We start from the raw sequence: 22,935 nt of genomic DNA, 5'->3' as shown, positions 1-22,935 counted from the left end.
ATGATAGCGCACGGCACACCGGCCGGGAATCCCCGACTGCCGATGAATCGGCTGTTCACAGAGGCTTCCGCTCCACCAGGGAAACCGTTACTATGCGCCAGGGATCACCGGTCCGCGGTGGTGCGCGAGAACCTCGAACCCGTTGTGCCATTGCGCCGCACAACGACGTTCTGGTATCTCGTTCCATACGGTCTGATGTTTCGCTGCGCCCGGGTTGCGAGTGGGCCGACAATGCCACGGCGAGGGGAGTGGGATGGGTTTCGTGAGTGATCTCCACGTAGTCCGACCACGCTTCCGATTACCCTCGGGAACCGTTTCCCCGAATACAGAACGGGCTGCGCGATGACGACGGCGCACCGGAATGCGGATACCGCGGTCCCGAGGAGCGGGAATCCGGACTGATACAGGGTTCCGCCACGGAGGAACCCCCTCCCCGGGCCGCGCGGTCCCCGCGACCGTGTCCTGGAACGCGAAAAGGAGACACCCCCCGCCCCCGGGCACGGACCCCCTGTCCCACCCCCGGCCGACGTGATCCGCGTGCCCAGCCCCCGACGTCCGCAAGGCGGCCCCATGACGCTTCCCCCCGCCCCGTCGACCAGTCCGCCCGAGCCCGCGGGCGCCACCGAGCCGCTTCCCGCGGCCGTGCTGCCCTGGGACCGGCCCGCGCCCGCGCGGCGCGAGCTGAGAGCGGGCTCCGTGGCGTTCGAGGTGCCCGCACCGGACGCCGCCGGGCTGCGGGCGCTGGCCGGAGAGGCCGGCTGCGGACCCGAGGCCGCGGCCCTCGCCCTCTACCTCGTCCTGCTGCACCGCTACGGCGGCCCGCGGGACCTCGTGGTCGCCGTCCCCGGCCCCTCCGGCGGCACGCTGCTGACACGGACCCGGGTCACCGGCGCGGAGAGCTTCCGCGAACTGGTCGACCGCGCCGGGCAGAGCCTGCGCCGGGCGGAGGACGGCCGCCACCAGCAGGGCGCGACCGCGCTGCCCTGGCCGGGTTTCGGCCTCACCCGATCCGACGGCCCCCCTGAGACCGGCGGCAGTCCCGAACCGGTCCGCACGACCCGCTGCGACCTGGACGTGCGGCTGACCGACCACGGCGACCGGTTGGCCGGCCGGGTCGTCTACGCCGCGGACGTGTTCGACGAGGCGACCGCGCGGCGGGCCTGCGGGCACCTGCTCCGGCTCCTGGAGGGCGTGACCGGCTCACCGGACCGGGCCGTCCGCGACCTGCCCGTGCTCACCGCGGAGGAGGAGCGCCTCACCGCCGCGCTCAACAGCACCGCGACCGCCGTCCCCGCACAGCCCTTCCACGAGCTGTTCGAGGCCCAGGCCCGGCGCACCCCCGACGCGGTCGCGGTGCGCACCCCCGAGGCCGCGCTCACCTACAGCGAGCTCGACCGGCGCGCCAACCAGCTCTCCCACCTGCTGCGCGAACAGGGCGTGGAAGCCGAGACGACGGTGGGGCTGTGCTCGGAACGGGGCGCCAGGCTGGTGGTGGCCGTCCTGGGCATCCTCAAGGCCGGCGGCGCCTACGTTCCGCTGGAGCCCGCCGACCCGGCCGAACGCAGGGCCGCGATCCTCGCCGACGCGGCGGTGCGGACCGTGGTGACCACCGACCCCGCCCTCTCCTTCGGACCGGGCCGCGGCGTCGTCGAGCTGGACCGCGACTGGTCCGTGCTCCGGGGCCGCCCCGACGACAGGCCCGCCGAGGGGTCCTGCGGTCTCGGCACGGCCGCGTACCTGCTCTACACGTCCGGTTCCACCGGCAGGCCCAAGGGCGTGGTGATCGAGCACCGCCAGCTGCTGAACTACACCTTCGCCGTCATCGACAGGTTCGGCCTGCGCGAACCGCTCAGCTTCGCGATGGTGCAGCCGCTGACGGTGGACTCCAGCGTCACCGCCCTCGTGCCTCCCCTGTGCACCGGCGGGCAGGTGCACCTGATCCCGCGGGAGACCGCCCTGGACGCGGACCGGCTCGCGGACTGGGTCCGGGACCGGGGCGTGGACTGCCTGAAGATCGCCCCCTCCCACCTGCGGGCGCTGCAGTCCTCCCCGCGCTTCGCGGAGCTCCTGCCGCGCCGCCTGCTCATCGTGGGGGGAGAGCCCTCCGACTGGCGGTGGCTGCGCGGGATCCAGCGCTCGGTCCCCCACTGCCGCGTCTACAACCACTACGGGCCCACCGAGACGACCGTCGGCGTCCTCGCCCTCGCCGTCGGCGACCACCTGCGGGCGGAGTGGGACACCGCGCCCATCGGCGTGCCCCTCCCCAACACCCGCGCCCACGTGGTGGACGCGGCCGGGCAGCAGGTGCCCACGGGCGTCTCGGGCGAACTCCTCATCGGCGGCGCCAACCTCGCCCGGGGCTACCACGACAGGGCCGACCTCACCCGGGAGGCGTTCGTCCCCGACACCCTCGGCCCACGGGCGGGCGAGCGGCTCTACCGCACCGGCGACATCGTGCGGCGCCTGCCCGACGGCACCATCGCCTTCCTCGGGCGCCGCGACGACCAGATCAAGGTGCGCGGCTTCCGCGTCGAACTGGGCGAGATCGACTCCGCCCTGAAGTCCCACCCCCAGGTCCGCAACGCCACCACCGTCGTCCGCGACGACCTCGCGGGCGGCCGCGGGATCGTGGCCTACGTCGAACCGCACTCCCCCGCCTCGTTCGACCGGGCCGACCTGGAACGACACCTCGGGGAGCGGATCCCCCCGCACATGGTCCCGCAGGCGGTGGTGCCCATGGAGCGCCTGCCGCTGTCCGAGCACGGCAAGGTCGCCCGCTCGGCCCTGCCCCCGGTGCCCGCGCCGACGACGGCCGCCTCCGCACCCCTGCCGCCGTCGAACGGGCTGGAACGCCTGGTCGCGGACGCGTGGCGGGAGCTGCTCGGGGTGGAGGAGGTGGGAATGGAACAGAACTTCTTCGACCTGGGCGGGCACTCGCTGCTCCTGGTCGAGCTCCAGCACCGCCTGCGGGCCGGGACCGGCCGCGACATCGACCTCCTCGGCCTGTTCCAGCACACGACCGTGCGCGCGCAGGCCGCGTTCCTCGCCTCCGGGGAGCCGGAACAGCCGCCCCCGCCGGAAGCGGCACGGGGGGCGCAGCAGAACGCGCTGCTGCGCCGCCGCCAACAGCAGCTACGAGCGAAGCGAGGCCGGGCATGAACCAGCCGGCGCCCGACACGGGCGACGAGCACGACGACAGCCTCGACATCGCGGTCGTCGGCATGGCCGGACGCTTCCCGGGGGCCCGCGACGTCGGGGAGTTCTGGAGCAACCTCAAGGCCGGGGTGTGCTCGGACACCCGCTTCTCCGACGAGGAGCTGGCCGCGCGGGGCGTGCCCGCGGACGTGCGCGGCCACGAGGACTTCGTCGCCGCCGGCTACCTGCTGGAGGACTCCGAGAGGTTCGACGCCGCCTTCTTCGGCTACTCCCCCCGCGAGGCCGAGATCATGGACCCGCAGCACCGTGTGCTGCTGGAGTGCGCCTGGTCGGCCCTGGAGAGCTCCGGGCACGCCCCCGACCGCTTCGACGGACCGATCGGCGTCTACGCGGGCGCGGGCAACAACACCTACCTGCTGTTCAACGTCGCCACCCAGCCCGACGCCGAGCGGCTCCTGGGCGACAAGCAGACGGTGATCGGCAACCGCTCCGACTTCGTCAGCAGCCGGATCTCCTACAAGCTCGGCCTGCGGGGACCCAGCGTCAACGTGCAGTCGGCCTGCTCGACCTCGCTGGTCGCGGTCGCCGAGGCCTGCCAGTCCCTGCTGGCCTTCCAGTGCGACATGGCCCTGGCCGGCGGGGTGGCCGTCGACGCCACACGCCGCGACGGCTACCTCTTCCGCCAGGACGGCATCCTGTCCCCCGACGGCTACTGCCGCACCTTCGACGCGCGGGCCCGGGGCACCGTCGGCGGTGAGGGCGCGGGCATGGTCGTCCTCAAACGGCTGGGCGACGCGCTCGCCGACGACGACCACATCCACGCCGTCATCAAGGGCACGGCGCTCAACAACGACGGCTCGCGCCGGGCCGGGTTCAGCGCACCCGGCGCGGCGACCCAGGCCGAGGTGATCGCCACCGCGCTGGCCAACGCGGACGTCGACCCCGGCAGCATCGGCTACGTCGAGCTGCACGGGACCGCGACCAACCTCGGGGACCCGATCGAGTTCTCCGCGCTCACCTCCGCCTTCGCCGGACTCCCGGCGCACGGGTGCGCCCTGGGTTCGGTCAAGAGCAACATCGGACACCTGGACTCCGCGGCCGGGGTGGCCGGACTGATCAAGACGGTGCTCGCGGTGGAGCACGGACAGATCCCGCCCAGCCTGCACTTCGAGGAGCCCAACCCGCGGCTGGGCATGGACGGGAGCCCCTTCTACGTCAACACGCGGCTGCGCGACTGGCCCGAGGGGGACGGGCCCCGGCGCGCCGGGGTGAGCTCCTTCGGCCTGGGCGGCACCAACGCGCACGTCGTCCTCGAACAGGCCCCGCCCCGCCCCCGTCCCGACGAGCAGGCGGAACCCGGCCGGGAGGAGCTGCTGGTGCTCTCCGCCCGCAGCCCCGAGGCGCTCGAGAGCGCCACCGACCGGCTCCAGGAGCACCTCCGCGCCCACCCCGGCACCGACCTGCGCGACATGGCGTTCACCCTCCGGCAGCGCAAGGCCTTCCCCCACCGCCGCATGGTGGTCTGCTCCAGCACCGAGGAGGCGCTCGGCGCCCTCGACGCCCGCGACGACGGGCGCCTGCTGTCCGCCCTGGCCCCGGAGAGCGCCCACCGGCCGGTGGGGTTCGTGTTCACGGGCTTCGGCTCGCAGTACCCGGGCATGGCACGGGGCCTGTACGCCCGGGAGGCCGTGTTCGGGGAAGCCGTGGACGAGTGCGCGGCGCTGCTGGAGCCTCTGCTCGGCCAGGACGTGCGCGAGCACATGTTCGCCGGGGACGACGCCGCGGCCCCGCCCTCCCCGGACTTCCGCCGCTTGCTGGAGCAGCCCGCGCGCGGCCGGGCCCCCGTCGACCGGCCGCTCCTCGGGTACCCGGCCGTGTTCGCCCTCGAGTACGCGCTGGTCCGGCTGTGGGACTCCTGGGGCGTGGCCCCCGAGGCGATGATCGGCCACAGCCTGGGCGAGTACGTGGCGGCCTGCACGGCCGGGGTGTTCTCCCTGCCCGACGCGCTGCGCCTGGTGGTGGAGCGCGCACGCCTGATCGAACAGCAGCCCGAGGGCGCGATGCTCGCCGTCCCCCTCTCCGAAGAGGCGGCCCTGGGCCACACCGGCGACGAGGTCGGGCTGGCGGCCGTCAACGGGCCGCGGAACTGCGTGCTCTCGGGCACGGTCGAGGGCATCGAGAAGGCTGCCGCCGACCTGGAGCAGGCGGGCACCCCCGGTCGCCGGCTGAACACGCGCTTCGCCTTCCACTCGCCGGCGATGGACTCGGTGGTCGAACCGTACGCGCGGCTGGTGCGCTCGGTGGAGCTGCACCCGCCCGAGCGACCCTTCGTGTCCAACACGACCGGGACGTGGATCACCGGCGAGCAGGCGGTCGACCCGGACTACTGGGCACGGCACATGCGCCGGACCGTGCGCTTCTCGGACGGGCTGCGGACGCTGTGGTCCGTGCCGGACATCGTGGTCGCCGAGGTCGGCCCCGCCCCCACCCTGACCCCGGACGTCCTGCGGCACCCCGCCGCGGCGGCCACCGACCGGGTTGTCGTGCCCTCCCTGCCGAACACCTTCTTCGGCGGCAGCGACCGGGCCGCGATGCTCGGAGCGGCGGGCCGGCTCTGGCTCGCCGGGCGCGAGCTCCCCTCCCCTCCGCGCGGGTCCGCCAGGCGTGTGCCCCTGCCCGCCTACCCCTTCGAGCGCCGCCGCTACTGGCTGGAACCGGGTCGGCGGGACGGCCCGCGCGACAGGTCGGTGCAGGAGCGTGTCGGCTCGCAGGACAACTGGTTCCACGCCCCCTCCTGGCGGCGGCTGCCCCCCGCCCCCGCGGCGGACGCCGGGCGCCTGGCCGCACAGCGGTGGCTGGTCTTCGCCGACGACACGGGACTGGGCGCGGCGCTCGCCGAGCGGCTCGCGCACACGGGCGCAGCGGTGCGCACCGTGCGGGCGGGCGACGGGTGGAGCCGCGACCGCGAGGACTCCTACGTCCTGGACCCCGCGCGGCCCGAGCACTTCACCCGGCTGGCCGAGTCGCTGCGCGCCGAGGGGGCGGTGCCCGAGCGGGTGGTCCACTGCTGGGGCGTCGGCGCCGACGCCGAACGGGCCGCCGACCCCGCACAGGTCCAGGACCTGCTCGACCGCGCCTTCACCAGCCTGGTCCACTGGACTCAGGCGTGCGCGGACGAGCTCATGGCCGGGCCGCAGCGCTGGGACGTGGTCTCCAGCGAGGTCCACCCGGTGCTCGGCGACGAACCGCTCTGCCCGCCCAAGGCCGCGGTCCAGGGCATCTGCAAGGTGGCCGTCCAGGAGTACCCGTCGTTGGAGTGCGTCCACCTGGACGTGCGGACGGACGGCCCCGCCGGACCGCCCGAGCTCGCCGGCCGCCTGCTGGACCACCTGGCCCACCCCGCGCAGGAGCCCGTCCTCGCAATGCGCGGAAGGCACCTGTGGGCCCAGGGCTACGAACCGGTGGAACTCCGGGGCGGCACGGCCCCACCGGTCCGGAGGGACGGCGTCTACCTGGTCACCGGCGGCCTGGGGAAGATCGGGCTGCTCATGGCCGGGGCCCTCGCCGAACAGGAGCGGGTGCGCCTGGTCCTGCTCGGGCGCAGGGGCCTGCCGCCCCGCGAGGAGTGGGACGACCCGGCGCTGCCCGGACCCACCGCGTCGGCCGTCCGGGCGGTGCGCGGGATCGAGGAGCTCGGATCGACGGTGACGGTGGTCGCCGCCGACGTCGGCGACCTCGCGGCCGTGCGCGCGGTCCAGGAGCGGGTGTCCCGGGAGCTGGGTCCGGTCAACGGGATCCTGCACTGCGCCGGGACCACCGGGCAGGACGCCCACCGCACCATCACGGAGCTGGGGCCGCAGGAGTGCGCGTGGCACTTCGGCCCCAAGCTGCACGGCGCCCGGGTCCTGCACGAGGTGTTCGCCGGGCAGCGCCTGGACTTCGCGGTCATCAGCTCCTCGGTCGCCTCGATCCTGGGCGGGCTCGGGTTCGCCGCCTACGCCGCCGCCAACGCCGCCCTGGACGCCTTCGCCCAGCGGCACCACGGCCCGGAGCAGCCGTGGACCAGCGTGAACTGGGAGGCCTGGCTATTCGCCCGGGAGGAGGGGCGGGCGCGCACCGACCTCGGCGCCGCCGTGCGCGAACTGGCCCTGGCCCCGGAGGAGGGCCGCCGGGTCTTCGACCGGCTGCTGCGCTCCGCGCCCCTGCCCCAGGTCGCCGTCTCCACCGGGGACCTGGCCGCCCGCGTGCGGCTGTGGGCGGATCCGGTCGCCGACGCGCCGGCCCCGGTCCGCCTGCACGAGCGGCCCCAGCTGCGCAACCCCTACGTCGCCCCGGCCGGAGCCACGGAGGAGCGGATCGCGCTGATCTGGCAGGAGCTCCTCGGCGTCGAGTCCGTGGGCGTGCACGACAACTTCTTCGAGCTGGGCGGCAGCTCCCTCCTCGGCCTGCAGGTCGTGCACCGGCTGCGCCAGGAGCTCGCCGTGGCGGTCCCGCTGACCATCGTCTACGAGGGCCCCACCGTGCGCACCCTCGGCGAGCTCGTCGACGGCCGCGGGGAGGAGCGGTGACGGCCGCGGGCGGCGGGGGGCCGCGCGGGGGCGTCGCCATCGTCGGGATGGCCGGGCGCTTCCCCGGAGCCGCGGACCTGTCCGCGTTCTGGGCGAACCTGCGCGAGGGCGTGGAGTCGATCGGGCGCCTGAGCGAGGAGGAGCTGGAGGCCGCCGGGGTGCCCGGCGAGGAGTCCGGCAAACCGGACTACGTCAGGGCGGTGCCGAGGTTCGAGGGCGCGGACGAGTTCGACGCGGAGTTCTTCGGCTACACCGCCCGCGAGGCGCAGGTGATGGACCCGCAGCACCGGCTGTTCCTGGAGACGTCCTGGCAGGCGCTGGAGGACGCCGGTTACGACGCGGCCCGCCACCGCGGCGCGATCGGGGTGTTCGGCGGCGCGGGGGCCAACCGGTACCTGGCCCACGTGCACTCGCACCGGCGCCTCGTGGACACCCTGGGCCGGACCCAGGTCCTCGTCGGCAACGAGCTGGGGTTCCTCTCCACACGGGTGTCCTACAAGCTGGACCTGAAGGGGCCGAGCCTGTCCCTGCGGACCGCGTGCTCGACGGCGCTGGTGGCGGTGCACACCGCCTGCCGGAGCCTGCTCGACGGCGAGTGCGACATGGCGCTCTCCGGCGGCGTGCACGTGGACCCGGGGCTCAACACCGGCTACGTGCACCAGGAGGGGTCGTTCCTGTCCCCGGACGGCCACGTGCGCCCCTTCGACGCCGACGCCCGAGGCACCGTCTTCGGCACGGGCGTGGGCGTGGTGGTGCTCAAACGGCTGGAGGACGCGCTCGCCGACCGCGACACGGTCCACGCCGTCATCCGCGGATCGGCGGTCAACAACGACGGGGCGGTCAAGGTCGGCTTCACCGCGCCCAGCGTGAGCGGCCAGGCCGCGGTGGTCGCGGCGGCCCTGGCCCGCGCCGGCCTGGACCCGGGCGGTGTCGACTACGTGGAGGCCCACGGGACCGGGACGGCGCTGGGGGACCCGATCGAGGTGCAGGCGCTGTCGCGCTCCTACACCACCGACCGGCGCGTCCGCCTGGGCACGGTCAAGGGCAACGTCGGCCACCTGGACGCCGCCGCCGGCATCGCCGGACTGATCAAGACGACGCTGGCGCTGGAGCACGGGGAGCTGCCGCCCACGCTCAACCACCGCACGCCCAACCCCGACATCGACTTCGCGGCCACTCCGTTCGACGTCGTCACCGAGCTGACGCCCTGGCCGCGCGGGGACCGCCCCCGGCGCGCGGGCGTCAGTGCGTTCGGCTTCGGCGGCACCAACGCCCACCTCGTCCTCGAGGAGGCCCCTCCGCCGCCCACCCGCTCCGCGAGCGGCCGCGGCGCAGGACTCATCACCCTGTCGGCGCGCACGCCCGAGGCGCTGGAGGACCTCACCGACCGCATGGCCGCCCACCTGCGCCTACACTCCCCCGACCTCACCGACGCCGGGTACACCCTCGCCGTCGGGCGCCGCGAGTTCCCCCACCGGCGCACCGTCACCGGCCCCGACACCGGTGCCGTCGCCGCCGCCCTGGAGACACGCGACCCCGCGTCCGCGCACAGCGCGCGGGTCGTCCGCGACAACCCCCCTGTCGTGTTCCTATTCAGCGGTCAGGGGTCCCAGCACCCGCGGATGGCCCAGGACCTCTACCGGGAGGAGTCCTACTTCCGCACCGCTGTCGACGAGTGCGCCCGGATCCTGCAACCCCTGCTCGGCGCCGACATCCGCGACCTGCTCCTCACCGACGAGGACCCAGCCCGCCTGGACCGGACCCGCTGGACCCAGCCCGCCCTGTTCGTCCTGGAGTACGCCCTGGCCCGGCTCTGGATCCACTGGGGCATCACCCCCACCGGCATGCTCGGCCACAGCCTCGGCGAATGGACCGCCGCCACCCTGGCCGGGGTCTTCACCCTCCCCGACGCCCTGCGCCTGGTCACCCTCCGGGGACGCCTCATGCAGGACCAGGCCCCCGGAGCCATGCTCAACACCATGGCCGACCGCGAAGCCGTGCAGGCGGTCCTCCCGCCCTCACTGTTCCTGGCCGCGCACAACGGTCCCCGGGACTGCGTGGTCTCCGGCCCGCGGGAGGCGCTCGACGCCTTCGCGCAGACCGCCCGCGAACACGGCTGGAGCACGCAGGAAGTGGCCACGTCGCACGCGTTCCACTCCGAGCTCATGGCGCCGATGGTCGAGGAGTTCACCGCGGCCGTGGCCGCCGCCGAACGGCGCCCTCCGGCCCTTCCCTTCGTCTCCAACGTCACCGGCGACTGGATCACCCCGGAGCAGGCCCAGGATCCCGGGTACTGGGGCCGGCACATCCTGGCCACCGTCGAGTTCGCCGCCGGCGTCCTCACCGCAGCCGCCTCACCCCACACCACCCTGCTGGAGGTCGGCCCCGGCCAGACACTGCGCAGCCTCGCCCGGCGCGTCACGGCGGACGCCGGGGTCCCCGCTGCCGCGCTCCACTCGCTGCCGCACAGGCGCGACCTCCGCACCGCCGTCCAGACCCTGCACCAGACCCTCGGACAGCTCTGGCTCCACGGCACCACACCCGACTGGGACGCCTACTACAGCGACCGCACCCCCCGCCGCATCCCCCTGCCCACCCACCCCTTCCACCGCCGAAAGCACTGGCTGGACAAGGTCGAGCCGACCGCGCAGCAGGAGCACGGGGCGGAGGACGGCGTCCCCCGGCGACACGAGAACACGGCGGACTGGTTCCACGTCCCGTCCTGGCAGCGCGCCCCGCTGCCCCTGCGCACCGCGCCCGACCACAGCCGGCACTGGATGGTGCTCACCGACGGCCTGGGCGTGGGCGAGGCGCTCGCGCGACGGCTGCGCGAGGGCGGCGCCAGGGTCACCGAGGTGGCCGCCGCCGACGCCTGGACGGACGACGGCGACGGCCGGTTCACCGTCGATCCGGCCTCGGGCGCCGACCACGACCGGCTCCTGGCCGCCCTCGCCGGCGGCCCGGACGGCGTGCCCACCCGCATCGTCCACTGCTGGAGCGTGACCGCGCCCGTGCGTGCGGACCGGAGCGACCCGGACACGGCGCTGCGGCTCGGCTTCGAGAGCCTGGTCCGCCTCACCACGTCCCTGTCCCGCCACGCCGACGGGGAGCCGCGCCGATTCTGGGTGCTCAGCAACGGGCTGCACGGCGTCACCGGCGACGAGGTCCTCGACCCGGCCAAGGCCACCCTGCTCGGCCCCTGCCGGGTCATGTCCCGCGAGCTGCCGGACACGGCCTGCCGCAGTGTCGACATCGACTGCGCGGCGGCGCCCGACCCGCGGCTGGTCGACCGGCTGGCGGCGGAGCTGGCGAGCGAGCCCGGACCCGGTCCGGAGACCGTCGCCCACCGCGGCCCCCACCGCTGGACGCAGCACTTCCTCCCCCACCCCCTGCCCCCGGCCCACACGGTTCCGGGCGCGCGCAGGGACCGCGTGCACCTCATCACGGGCGGCACCGGCGGCCTGGGCCTGGCGCTGGCCGAGCACCTGGCGTCCGACGGGGCCCGCATCGTCCTGACCTCGCGCACCGGCCTCCCGCCCGCCGAGGAGTGGGAGACCTGGCTCGACGCGGGCACGGGCGACCGCCGGACCACCGAGATCGTGCACCGCCTCAAGCGGCTCCGGGACCGCGGCGCGCAGCTGCTCGTCGTCCGCGCCGACGTCACCGACCGGGACGCGATGCGCGCGGTCGTGGACGAGGCCGTCCGGCGCTGGGGCGGCGTCCACTCCGTCTTCCACGCCGCCGGGCTGGCGGGCGGGGGCCTCATCCAGCTCAAGGACCTGCGCGAGGCCGCCGAGGTCCTGCGGCCCAAGGTCCGGGGCACGCTCGTCCTGGAGGAGGTCCTGGCCGACCAGGACCTGGACCACCTGGTGCTGTTCGGCTCCAACGGCGCCAATATCGGCAGCGCCGGGCAGGTGGACTACTGCGCCGCGAACTGCTTCCTGGACGCCTTCGCACAGGACCGCGGCCGGCGGAGCCGGGTGGTCGCCATCGACTGGGGCGCCTGGAAGGACGTCGGCATGTCCGTCACCACGGCCCTGCCCTCCTCCGTGGAGCACAGCCGGCGCCTGCGCGTGGAACGGCTCGGCATGAGCGCACTCGAAGGACTGCGCGCGCTCGACACGGTCCTGGCGCACTCGGGCGAGCCGCAGGTCGTGGTCTCGCCCGCCGACCTGTCGGCGCTGTTCGCCGAGGCCCTGGCGGCGCGGCCCGCAACCGTACCGGAACGGCCCCCGGCGGCCGTTCCGGGCGGTGCCGCCGCCGGACCGGCGGCTCCGGGGCCCGGCGCGGAGGCGGTGATCCGCGAGGTGTGGCAGGACCTGCTGGGTGTCGAGCGGGTCGGCGCCCAGGACAGCTTCTTCGACCTGGGCGGGGACTCCCTGATCGCCATCCAGCTGGTCGGCGCCGTCAACGCCCGGCTGGGCAGCAGGGTGACGCTGGGCGACCTCTACGAGGGGCTGACCGTCGCCCACCTGGCCGGGGTCGCCGCGCCGCCGGAGCCGGCCCGGGACGGCGACGGCCCGCAGGACGGCACGGACGACGCGCTCCGGGAACGCAGAGAGAACGCGCAGAAGCGGCGCCGGCACCAGCAGCGGCGCCGCAAGGCAAGGGGGCAGTGATGGCCGACGCGGCCGAGCCGGGGTCCGAGGACCTCCCGGAGCACGAGGGTGTCGCCATCGTCGGGATGGCCGGGCGCTTCCCCGGAGCCCCGGACCTGTCCGCCTTCTGGGCGAACCTGCGCGAGGGCGTGGAGTCGATCGGGCGCCTGAGCGAGGAGGAGCTGGAGGCCGCCGGGGTGGACCCCGCGGTGTTCGGGCGCTCCGACTACGTGCGGGCCGCGCCGCGCTTCGAGGGGATCGGCGAGTTCGACGCGGAGTTCTTCGGCTACACCGCCCGCGAGGCGAAGATGATGGACCCGCAGCACCGGCTGTTCCTGGAGACGTCCTGGCAGGCGCTGGAGGACGCGGGCTACGACGCGGCCCGCCACGACGGCCGGATCGGGGTCTTCGGGGGCGCCAGCACGACGGCCTACCTCGACAACCTCATGAGCAACCTGGAGCAGGGCGAGAGGATCAAGGGGGAGAACGTCGGCCTCGCCTTCGAGCTGGCCTTCCTCACCAGCCGGGTCTCCTACAAGCTGGGCCTGCGCGGCCCGAGCTTCCCCGTCCAGACCGCCTGCTCCAGTGCGCTGGTGGCGGTGCACACCGCGTGCCAGAGCCTGCTCAACTTCGAGTGCGACATGGCCCTGTCCGGCGCGGTCTCCTACAAGGTCCCCGAGAACACCGGCTACGTGCACCAGGAGGGGTCGTTCCTGTCCCCGGACGGCCACGTGCGCCCCTTCGACGCCGACGCCCGCGGCACGGTGTTCGGCTCCGGTGTGGGCGTGGTGGTGCTCAAACGGCTGGAGGACGCGCTCGCCGACCGCGACACGGTCCACGCCGTCATCCGCGGATCGGCGGTCAACAACGACGGGGCGGTCAAGGCGAGCTTCACGGCGCCGACGGCGTCCGGCCAGGCGGAGGTGGTCACCGAGGCCCTGGCCGCGGCCGACGCCGATCCCGGGAGCATCGGCTACGTGGAGGCGCACGGCAGCGGGACCCTGATCGGCGACTCGATCGAGGTGCAGGCGCTGGCGCGGGCGCTGGACACCGACCGCCGCATCGGCCTGGGCACGGTCAAGGGCAACGTCGGCCACCTGGACGCCGCCGCCGGCATCGCCGGACTGCTCAAGACGGCGCTCGCCCTGGAGCACGGGGAGCTGCCGCCCACGCTCAACCACCGCACGCCCAACCCCGACATCGACTTCGCCTCCACCCCCTTCCGGGTCACCACCGAGCTGACGCCCTGGCCCCGCGGCGAGCACCCCCGGCGGGCGGGCGTCAGTGCGTTCGGCTTCGGCGGCACCAACGCCCACCTCGTCCTCGAGGAGGCGCCCCTGGAGAAGCCCGGGGAAGCGGCCGGCGCGGCCCCGCGCGGTACCGCGCTGCTGACCCTGTCGGCGCGCACGCCCGAGGCGCTGGAGGACCTCACCGACCGCATGGCCGCCCACCTGCGCATGCACGACCCCGACCTCACCGACTCCGGGTACACCCTCGCGGTCGGGCGCCGCGAGTTCCCGCACCGGCGCACCGTCACCGGCTCAGACGCCGGTGCCGTCGCCGCCGCCCTGGAGACACGCGACCCGGCACACACCCACACGGCCCACACCGCGCACGGGAGCACGCCGCTGGTCTTCCTGTTCAGCGGCCAGGGATCCCAGCACCCGCGCATGGCCCAGGACCTCTACCGGGGCGAGCCCCACTTCCGCGCCGCCGTCGACGAGTGCGCACGGATCCTGCAACCACTGCTCGACGCCGACATCCGCGACCTGCTCCTCACCACCCCCGACCCCGCACAGCTGGACCGGACCCGCTGGACCCAGCCCGCCCTGTTCGTCCTGGAGTACGCCCTGGCCCGGCTCTGGATCCACTGGGGCATCACCCCCACCGGCATGCTCGGCCACAGCCTCGGCGAATGGACCGCCGCCACCCTGGCCGGGGTCTTCACCCTCCCCGACGCCCTGCGCCTGGTCACCCTCCGGGGACGCCTCATGCAGGACCAGGCCCCCGGAGCCATGCTCAACACCATGGCCGACCGGGACGAGGTGGAGAAGGCCCTGGGCCCCGGGCTCTCCCTCGCCGCGCACAACGGTCCCCGGGACTGCGTGGTCTCCGGCCCGCGGGAGGCGCTCGACGCCTTCGCGCAGACCGCCCGCGAACACGGCTGGCCCACCCAGCCCCTGACGACCTCCCACGCCTTCCACTCCGAGCTCATGGCGCCGATGGTCGAGGAGTTCACCGCGGCCGTGGCCGCCGTCCAACGGCGCCCTCCGGCCCTCCCCTTCGTCTCCAACGTCACCGGCGACTGGATCACCCCCGAGCAGGCCCAGGACCCCCGCTACTGGGGACAGCACATCCTGGCCACCGTCGAGTTCGCCGCCGGCGTCCTCACCGCCGCACACGGCCCGCACACCACCCTGCTGGAGATCGGCCCCGGCCAGACCCTGCGCAGCCTCGCCCGGCGCGTCCTGAACGGGCACGAGCACCCGGCGACGACCCTGAACAGCCTGCCCCACAAGCGCGACCCCCGCACCGCCGTCCAGACCCTGCACCAGACCCTCGGACAGCTCTGGCTCCACGGCACCACACCCGACTGGGACGCCTACCACGCCGACCGCAACCCCCGCCGCATCCCCCTGCCCACCCACCCCTTCCACCGCAAGAAGCACTGGCTCGAGAAAGCGGAGCCCCGGGCGGCCGAGGTGCGGGGCGACGGCCCGCACCCGCTGCTCGACCGGGAGCTGCTGCGCTCGATGGGGCAGTCGGTCTTCGCCACCGAGTTCGCCACGGAGCGGCACTGGGTGCTGTCCGAGCACATGATGTCCGGCGAGGCGATCGTCCCGGGCACCACCTACCTGGAGATGGCCCGCGCGGCAGCCGCCCTCCACCTGGGACGCCCCGTCACACGGATCCGGGACGTGACGTTCCTCGTCCCGCTGCTCGTCCAGGAGAACGCCCCCCGCACGGTCCACACCACCGTCCGGGAGACCGGACAGGACGAGGCCGAGTTCACCGTCGCCAGCCTCTCCCCGCACGGCGGGCACTGGACCGAGCACGTCCGCGGGACCGTCGGCGTCCGCGCGCTCGACGCACCGCCCGTCCAGGACACGGCCGCGCTGCACGAGCTGTGCTCCCTGGAGACCGTGGACGTCGGCGCCCGCCAGGACGGGCACCGGGTCATGGAGTTCGGCGAACGGTGGACGGGCAGCCTGCGCACCGTGCGGGTCGGCGTCCGCGCCGCCCTGGGCCGCCTCGACATGCCCGAGCGGTACCGGCCGGAGTGCGGGGACCACGCCCTGCACCCCGCACTGCTCGACCTGGCCACGGGTTTCAGCGGGCTCGCCCTGCGGGACGGGGCCGGACAGCAGGACGGCCCGGACCCTGCCGCGGACTTCTTCCTCCCCGTCGGCTACGACGAGCTGCTCGTCCACGCGCCCGTCCCCGCCACCGGCCTGAGCCTGGTCCGCACGCGCCCGGAGGCCGACAACGCCGAGGTACGCAGGGCCGACGTCCTGATCTGCGACGACGACGGGACCACCTGCGTGGAGATCCGCGGCTTCACCGCCAAGCGCGTGGCCGACCCCCGGCGGACCGTCGCGCGGCTGCGCCCGCACACGCGCCACCACGCACTGCGCTGGCGACGCGCGACCGAAGCCCTGGAGCCCCGCGACGCACCGGGTTCGGTCCTGGTCGTCGCCGAGCGCGCGGGCCAGGGCAGCGCCCTGGCCGCGGAACTGCGCGCCCGGGGCGTGCACGTGTCCGAGGCCGAGCTCACCGGCCCCCGGAGCTCCCCGGGCGGCGACGTCCACGGGGTCGAACCGACCCCCGACGGGTTCGACAGGCTGCTGGACGCCCTCCGGGAGAGGCCGCCGGAGGAGGTCGTGCACGTGGCCGCCCCGGCGGACGGCCCCTGCGGCGGCCCCGAGGAGCTCGCGGACCGCCTCGACCACGGCGTGCACAGCATCTTCCACCTGGTGCGCCGCCTGTGGGAGCGCGGCGGCGTCCCCGGCCGGTTCAGCGTCGTGGCGCCCCGCGTGGCCAGGGTGACCGGCCGGGAGGAGGCCACCGCCCCCGTGCACGCGACCCTCTTCGGCCTGGCGAAGGTCATCGGCATGGAGAGCGAGGGCACCGAGGTCCTGTGCGTCGACACCGACGGGGACACCGGCCCCGGGCCCGTCTGCGACCTCCTGCTCGCCCGGCGCACCCCCACCGTCGTCGCCCTGCGCGCGGGAGTGCGCCACGTCGCCGAGCTCGTCCCGGTCGACCTGCGCGGCACCCCTGCGCAGGACCCCCTCCCCGAGAACGGGGTCCACGTCATCACCGGCGGCCTGGGCGGCCTGGGCCTGGCCACCGCGCGCCACCTGAGCCGCACCGTGCCCGGGGTGCGCCTGGCCCTGGTCAACCGCACCGGGCTCCCCCCGCGCGAGGAGTGGGACGGCGTCCCGGCCGACGACACCCGGCTCCTGGAGCGGATCCGGGCCGTGCGCGAGCTGGAGGAGCACGGGGCCCGGGTCCGCAGCTACAGCGGCGACGTCGCCGACCCGGAGCGGATGGCCGAGGTCGTGCGGCTGGTCCGGGAGGAACAGGGGCCGATCTCCTACGTGCTGCACGCCGCGGGGATCGCGGGCGACGGCTTCCTCTTCCGCAAGGACGAACAGACCTTCCGGCGCACCCTGGCCCCCAAGGTGCTCGGCGCCGCGGTGCTCGACCTGGTCACCCGCGACGACCCGCCCGCGTGCATGGTCCTCTTCGGATCCACGGTGTCGGTCTTCGGAGCCGCCGGACAGTCCGACTACACGGCCGCCAACAGCTACCTCGGCCACTTCGCCGAGGAGCGCACCGCGCGGGGCCTGCGCACGGTCACGGTCGACTGGAGCGACTGGAGCGAGACCGGGATGGCCTTCGACCACGGGGTCGAGGAGGACCGGGGCTTCTTCCGCTCCCTCACCACCGCCGACGCGCTGAACAGCTTCGAGGAGGTCATGTCCCACGCCCGCGGCAACGTCATCGTGGGCGAGGTCAACTACGCGCGCCTGGGCGGACCCGGCGCGGGGGGCCTGGACGAGCTGCTGCGGCGCGCGCCCTTCGTGCTCTCCCCGCCCGTGCGGACCGCCCTGGCCGCGGCGGGCGGCGCCGCCCGCCGGGAGGGGTCACCGCAGGCCCCCGCCGCGGGCGCCACCCTGTTCGGCAGGCAGGACGGCGCCTACACCGACACCGAACGGGCCCTCGGCGACATCTGGGCGCGCGAGCTCGACCTGACCGACGTCAACGTCCACGACAGCTCCTTCGCCCTGGGCGTCGACTCGCTGTCCGCGCTGCGGATCGCCCAGAGCATCCAGAAGTCCCTCGACGTCAGGGTGTCGATGGTCGACCTGTTCCGCTTCACCACGGTCGCGGACCTGGCCGCCCACCTCGACGGCGAGGACGCCCAGGAATGAACCACATCCCTGCTCCCCCACCCCGAACCAGGAAAGGCGGTACCGCGTGAGTGTGCGCACCGTGGGCGTGATCGGCGCCGGCACCATCGGGCGCGGCGTGGCCCAGGCCTTCGCCGAGGCGTCGTTCGACGTGGTCCTCGTCGACGTCTCCCAGGCACAGATCGACAGCGCGATCAGCCAGATCGGGCGCGACCTGCTCGTCAACGGCATGCTGAGCGGCCGGACCCCGTCGGAGCCCCCCGAGGACGTGCTGGCACGCATCCGGACCGGCACCGGGCTCGCGCCGATGGCGGAGGCCGACTTCGTCGTGGAGAACGTGACGGAGGACTGGGACGTCAAACGCGAGGTCTACGAGGAGATCGACTCCCTGTGCCGCCCCGGCGTGGTCTTCGGCGTCAACACCTCGGCCGTGCCCATCACCCGGGTGGGGTCGGTGACCGGACGCGCTCCCCAGATCCTCGGACTGCACTTCATGAACCCCGTGCCGCTGATGGACACGGTCGAGGTCGTCCAGGGGCACTTCACCTCCGAGCAGACCCTGGACACGGCGCTGGGCCTGCTCAAGGACCTCGGCAAGGAGGGGATCGTCGTCCAGGACGCCCCCGGCTTCATCACCAACCGCGTCCTGATGCTGACGATCAACGAGGCGATCTTCTGCGTGCAGGAGGGGATCGCCTCGGCCGAGGACGTCGACAAGATGTTCCGCGGCTGCTTCGGCCACAAGATGGGGCCGCTGGAGACCGGCGACCTCATCGGCCTCGACACGATCCTCAACTCGATCACCGTCCTGCACGACAGCTTCCGCGACAGCAAGTACCGCCCGGCCCCGCTCCTGCAGAAGATGGTCGACGCCGGCCTGCTCGGCCGCAAGAGCGGCCAGGGCTTCCACACCTACTGACCCCCTTCCGACCCCCGACAGGAGACACGGACATGACGACCGAGAACGCACGAGAGCGCATCCACACGTTCCTGCGCGAGCACACCGGCGGGCAGCCGCTGGCCGACACCGACGACTTCTTCGCCCTGGGCTACGTCAACTCCCTGTTCGCGATGCAGCTCGCCGCCTTCGTCGAGAAGGAGTTCGCTCTGACGCTCGGCCCGGACGACATGGACTTCGACAACTTCCGCACGGTGAACGGGCTCGTCCGCCTGGCCACGTCCAGGACCGACGCGCAGAGCTGACCCCGACGCGCACCGGTCCCCCCGCCCCCGCGCGCCCCCTGCTTCCGAACGGCGAGTAAGGCACCCCCGTGAACCACACGCACCGCAACGACCAGCCGCCGGCCCCGGCCGGCGGCGGCCCCACACGCGTCCCCCTGCACACCCCCGTCCCCGGGGCTCTGGGGCCGGAGATCGAGAGGCGGCTGTACTTCGTGTCCCCGCGGATCTCCGGTTTCGCGCTGGTCGGGGACGGCGACACGGTGACGGCGGTGGACCTGACCACCCGCGGGCCCTGCGGGGAGGACGGGCTTGAGGCCAAGGTCAACCGGATGGTCGACAACGACGTGCGCCCGCAGATGCCGACCCGGCCCAAGTCCGTGTGGACCTCGCCGCACGGGCGCGCCGCGGACGGCGACACGTTCGAGCGCCTGGCGGCGGCCGGAGCGGTCGCCGAGGTCGGCGAGGGCCAGGTCGCCGTCGGCGAACCCCTGCTGTCCCTGTTCGCCTACTTCGACCGCGCGGTCCTGGGGATCCTCGCGCAGGACCACTCCGCACGCGAGTTCCGGTACCCGACGCTGATCAGGACCTCGACCCTGGAGAGGGCCGGGTACTTCACGTCCTTCCCCCAGCACCTGATGTTCGTCACGCGGCTGCACAACGACATCGACGTCTACCGGTCCTTCCAGGAGTCCTACCCCCGGACGGGCATCGGCCCCTCGGTGCTGCAGTCGTGCGGGAACGTGGACTACTGCCTGCCGCCGACCATGTGCTACCACACCTTCGCCCAGTACGGCGGGCGGGCGCTGGAGGGCGAGGGCCTGCACGTGGTCACCTCCCGCGGCAAGTCCTTCCGGTTCGAGGCGGGCTACTCCACCACCCTGGAGCGGCTCTGGGACTTCACCATCCGGGAGATCGTCTTCCTCGGATCGCGCGAGGACGTCGCCCGGGCGCGGGAGCGCTACATGAGCAAGGTCTTCGCCTTCCTCGAGGAGCTCGGCCTGAGCGGCTGGTGCGAGGTGGGCAACGACCCCTTCTTCAGCGGCTCCGACACCTCCGCGCGGATCTGGTCGCAGCGCCTGCAGGAGCTCAAGTACGAGCTGCGGCTCCCCGTCGGCCCCGACCGCAGCATCGCGGTCGGCTCGTTCAACTTCCACGACGACCTGTTCGGCCGCGCGTTCGACATCACCCGCGGGGAGGGGCCCGCCCACAGCGGGTGTGTGGGGTTCGGCCTGGAACGGCTCGTGTTCGCCTTCCTGAGCCAGTTCGGGACCGATGAGCAGGACTGGCCGGACCCGGTCCGTACGGGCGTGCGCGCCGCGGGCGGGATCTGAGATGGGCGCCACCGGCACCGGCGGTGCCCGACCGCCCCGCGACCGGGTGCAGGACCTCCTCTGCTCCCTGTTCTCCCAGGTCCTCGGGGTGGAGTCGGTCTCCGTGAACGACTCCTTCCTCGACCTGGGCGGGCACTCGCTCCTGGCCACCAGGCTGACGACGCGCATCCGGGCCGTCCTGGGCGTGGACCTCCCCGTGCGCGCGGTCTTCGACGCCCCCACGGTCGTCGAGCTCGCCGAGCGACTGGGAGAGGCCGGACAGGACCCGCGCCCGCCGCTGGCCCCGGCCGAACGGCCCGAGGAGATCCCGCTCTCGTACACGCAGCGGCGGCTGTGGTTCCTCAACCGCCTGCACGGCGGCGCGGGCAACTACAACATGCCCATGGCCTACCGGCTGCGCGGCGAGCTGGACGTCGCGGCGCTGCACCGGGCGCTGGAGGACCTGGTGGCCCGCCACGAGAGCCTGCGCACCGCCTACCCGGACTGGGACGGGCGGCCCCAGCAGATCGTGCTCGACCCCGGGGAAGCCCCGGTCGGCCTGGAGGTCGACCGTGTCCGCGAGGAGGACCTCGCCCAGATCCTGACCGCGGAGTCCGGCCACCTCTTCGACCTGACGGCGCAGACCCCGCTGCGCGCCCGGCTGCTGCGCCTGGGCGAACGCGAGCACGTGCTCATGCTGGTGGTGCACCACATCGCCTGCGACGGCTGGTCGCTGGCGCCGCTGGTCCGCGACATCGGCACCGCCTACGCCGCCCGCAGGGCCGGCGCGGAACCGCCCTGGACCGACCTCGCGGTCCAGTACGTCGACTACACCCTGTGGCACCGCGAGCTGCTCGGCGCACCGCAGGACCCGCAGAGCCCGCTCAACCGGCAGACCCGCTTCTGGTGCGAGGAGCTGGAGGGCCTGTCCGACCGGCTGGAGATCGACGCGACCGGCCCCCGGCCGGCGACGCCCTCGCACAGGGGCGGCCGGGTCCCCGCCCGCGTCCCCGCCCGCACCCACCGCGCACTGCGGGAACTGGCGCGCTCCACCGGCACCAGCGTGTTCATGGTGGTGCAGGCGACGCTGGCCGCGCTGCTGACGCGCAGGGGCGCCGGCACGGACATCGCCATCGGCACCCCGACCGCGGGCCGCACCGACGAGGCGCTGGACGACCTGGTCGGCTTCTTCGTCAACACGCTCGTCCTGCGCAACCGGACCGACGGCGACCCGACCTTCCGCGAACTCCTCTCCCAGACGCACGGCAGGTGCCTGGCCGCCTTCGCCCACCAGGACGTGCCCTTCGACCACCTGGTGCAGGCGCTCGCCCCGCAGCGCTCCCCCGCCTGGCACCCGCTCATCCAGGTCATGCTCGCCTTCCAGAACACCACCGCCGCCGAGCTGGAACTGCCCGGGCTGACGGTGGAGCGCGAACCCGTGGAGGAGGGGATCACCCGCTTCGACCTGCGCTTCGAGCTGATCGAGGACTTCACCGACGACAGGACCCCCGCTGGGGTGGACACCAGCCTCACCTACGCCCGCGACCTGTACACCCACCAGGACGCAGAAAAGCTCACACAGGACTTCCTGGACCTGCTGGAGGCTGCGGCCTCCACCCCCGACCTGCGCATCAGCGAGCTGGGCCGCGAGGGCGCCCGGCAGGCCCCGGACACCGGCAGGCCGGCCGCGGCCGTCGCACAGGCGCCGAACGTGGCCTTCGTGTGCTCCCCCTACGGCCAGCAGTGGGCGGGCATGGCACGCGAACTGCTCCGCACCGAACCGGTCTTCCGCTCGGTGCTGCGCGAGTGCGACGCCGAGCTGGCCCGGCACACCGGCTGGTCCCTCCTGGAGGAGCTCCACCTCGACGAACCGCACATCCGGTCCGGGGACGTGGGGGTGATGCAACCCCTGCTGTGCGCCGTCCAGATCGGCATCGCCGCCTGGCTCGAGGACGCGGGCGTGAGGCCGGGCGCGGTCGCGGGCCACAGCCTCGGCGAGGTCGCCGCCTGCGTCATCGCCGGCGTCCTCGACGTCCCGGACGCCATGCGGCTGATCCACCACTACAGCGACCAGCAGCGCCGCGTCGCCGGCCGCGGCAGCGGCATGGCGGTCTTCGAGCTGTCGGCCGCGGAACTCGTCGCCCACCTGGACGCCCGCGGATCGACGGTGGAGGTGGCCGCCCACAACGGCCCCAGGACCACCGTGCTGGCCGGGGACGGCGCCGAGCTGCGGGCCGTCGTCGCCGACTTCCAGGCCCGCGACGTGCTGTGCGCGATGGTCCGCGTCGACCTGCCCGCGCACAGCCCGGCCATCGACCCGGTCATGGACGACCTCGAACGGGCCGTGGGAGAACTCCGTCCCCGGCCGGGACGGCTCCCCATGATCTCCTCGGTCACCGGGCGGGAACTGGAGTGGCAGGAGGCCACCGCGGCCTACTTCGCGCGCAACCTGCGGCACACCGTCCTGCTGGCGGAGGCGACCGAGCTGCTCCTGGCCGAGCACGACGTCCTGGTCGAGATCAGCGCACACCCCGTCCTGGCCCCCGCACTGGAACAGAGCGTGCGGGCGCACGGCGGCCGGGCCACCGTCCTGACCACCATGCGCCAGGGCCCCGACGACCGCGCCGGCCTCGTCCAGGCCCTGGAGAACCTCGAAAAGCTGGGGGTGCGCGTCCGCCGCGACACCCCTCCCCCGCCGGCCTGA

General features: G+C 74.1%; 8 protein-coding genes. All 8 read left to right on the top strand.

Features of this window, described 5'->3' with window-relative positions; genetic code table 11:
* Nucleotides 1-570 precede the first annotated feature (570 nt).
* The 8 genes from ABZ234_RS01495 to ABZ234_RS01460 all read left to right on the top strand — a co-directional run bounded on the left by ABZ234_RS01495 (nt 571) and on the right by ABZ234_RS01460 (nt 22,935).
* Nucleotides 571-3,159 (top strand): amino acid adenylation domain-containing protein, encoded by a 2,589-nt coding sequence (locus tag ABZ234_RS01495; protein ID WP_355010549.1) that lies wholly within the window; start codon nt 571-573, stop codon nt 3,157-3,159.
* The gene (locus ABZ234_RS01490; RefSeq protein WP_355010548.1) at nt 3,156-7,724 is read left to right on the top strand and encodes an SDR family NAD(P)-dependent oxidoreductase; all 4,569 of its coding nucleotides are present in this window, start codon (nt 3,156-3,158) and stop codon (nt 7,722-7,724) included. The genes ABZ234_RS01495 and ABZ234_RS01490 overlap by 4 nt, the downstream gene beginning before the upstream one ends.
* Nucleotides 7,721-12,343 (top strand): type I polyketide synthase, encoded by a 4,623-nt coding sequence (locus ABZ234_RS01485; protein ID WP_355010547.1) that lies wholly within the window; start codon nt 7,721-7,723, stop codon nt 12,341-12,343. Before ABZ234_RS01490 ends, ABZ234_RS01485 begins: the two co-directional genes overlap by 4 nt.
* Nucleotides 12,343-17,760 (top strand): type I polyketide synthase, encoded by a 5,418-nt coding sequence (locus ABZ234_RS01480; protein ID WP_355010546.1) that lies wholly within the window; start codon nt 12,343-12,345, stop codon nt 17,758-17,760. Before ABZ234_RS01485 ends, ABZ234_RS01480 begins: the two co-directional genes overlap by 1 nt.
* A gap of 46 nt (nt 17,761-17,806) precedes the next feature.
* Nucleotides 17,807-18,658, top strand: a complete 852-nt coding sequence (locus tag ABZ234_RS01475; RefSeq protein ID WP_355010545.1) for a 3-hydroxyacyl-CoA dehydrogenase NAD-binding domain-containing protein — start codon at nt 17,807-17,809, stop codon at nt 18,656-18,658.
* Between the two features lie 32 nt (nt 18,659-18,690).
* On the top strand, nt 18,691-18,942 hold the full coding sequence (locus ABZ234_RS01470) for a phosphopantetheine-binding protein (protein WP_330157644.1): 252 nt from the start codon (nt 18,691-18,693) through the stop codon (nt 18,940-18,942).
* 68 nt (nt 18,943-19,010) lie between these two features.
* Nucleotides 19,011-20,252 carry a hypothetical protein gene (locus tag ABZ234_RS01465; RefSeq protein ID WP_355010544.1) on the top strand — a complete coding sequence of 414 codons (1,242 nt, stop codon included), beginning with the start codon at nt 19,011-19,013 and terminating at the stop codon, nt 20,250-20,252.
* A 1-nt stretch (nt 20,253) separates the two neighbouring features.
* Nucleotides 20,254-22,935, top strand: a complete 2,682-nt coding sequence (locus ABZ234_RS01460; RefSeq protein WP_355010543.1) for a condensation domain-containing protein — start codon at nt 20,254-20,256, stop codon at nt 22,933-22,935.

The sequence above is a fragment of the Nocardiopsis sp. NPDC006198 genome (assembly GCF_040613895.1).
In the GTDB taxonomy this organism is placed as follows: Bacteria; Actinomycetota; Actinomycetes; order Streptosporangiales; family Streptosporangiaceae; genus Nocardiopsis; species Nocardiopsis tropica.
Note: the sequence above shows the minus strand (reverse complement) of the source record. Positions and strands in the feature narration are given on the sequence as shown.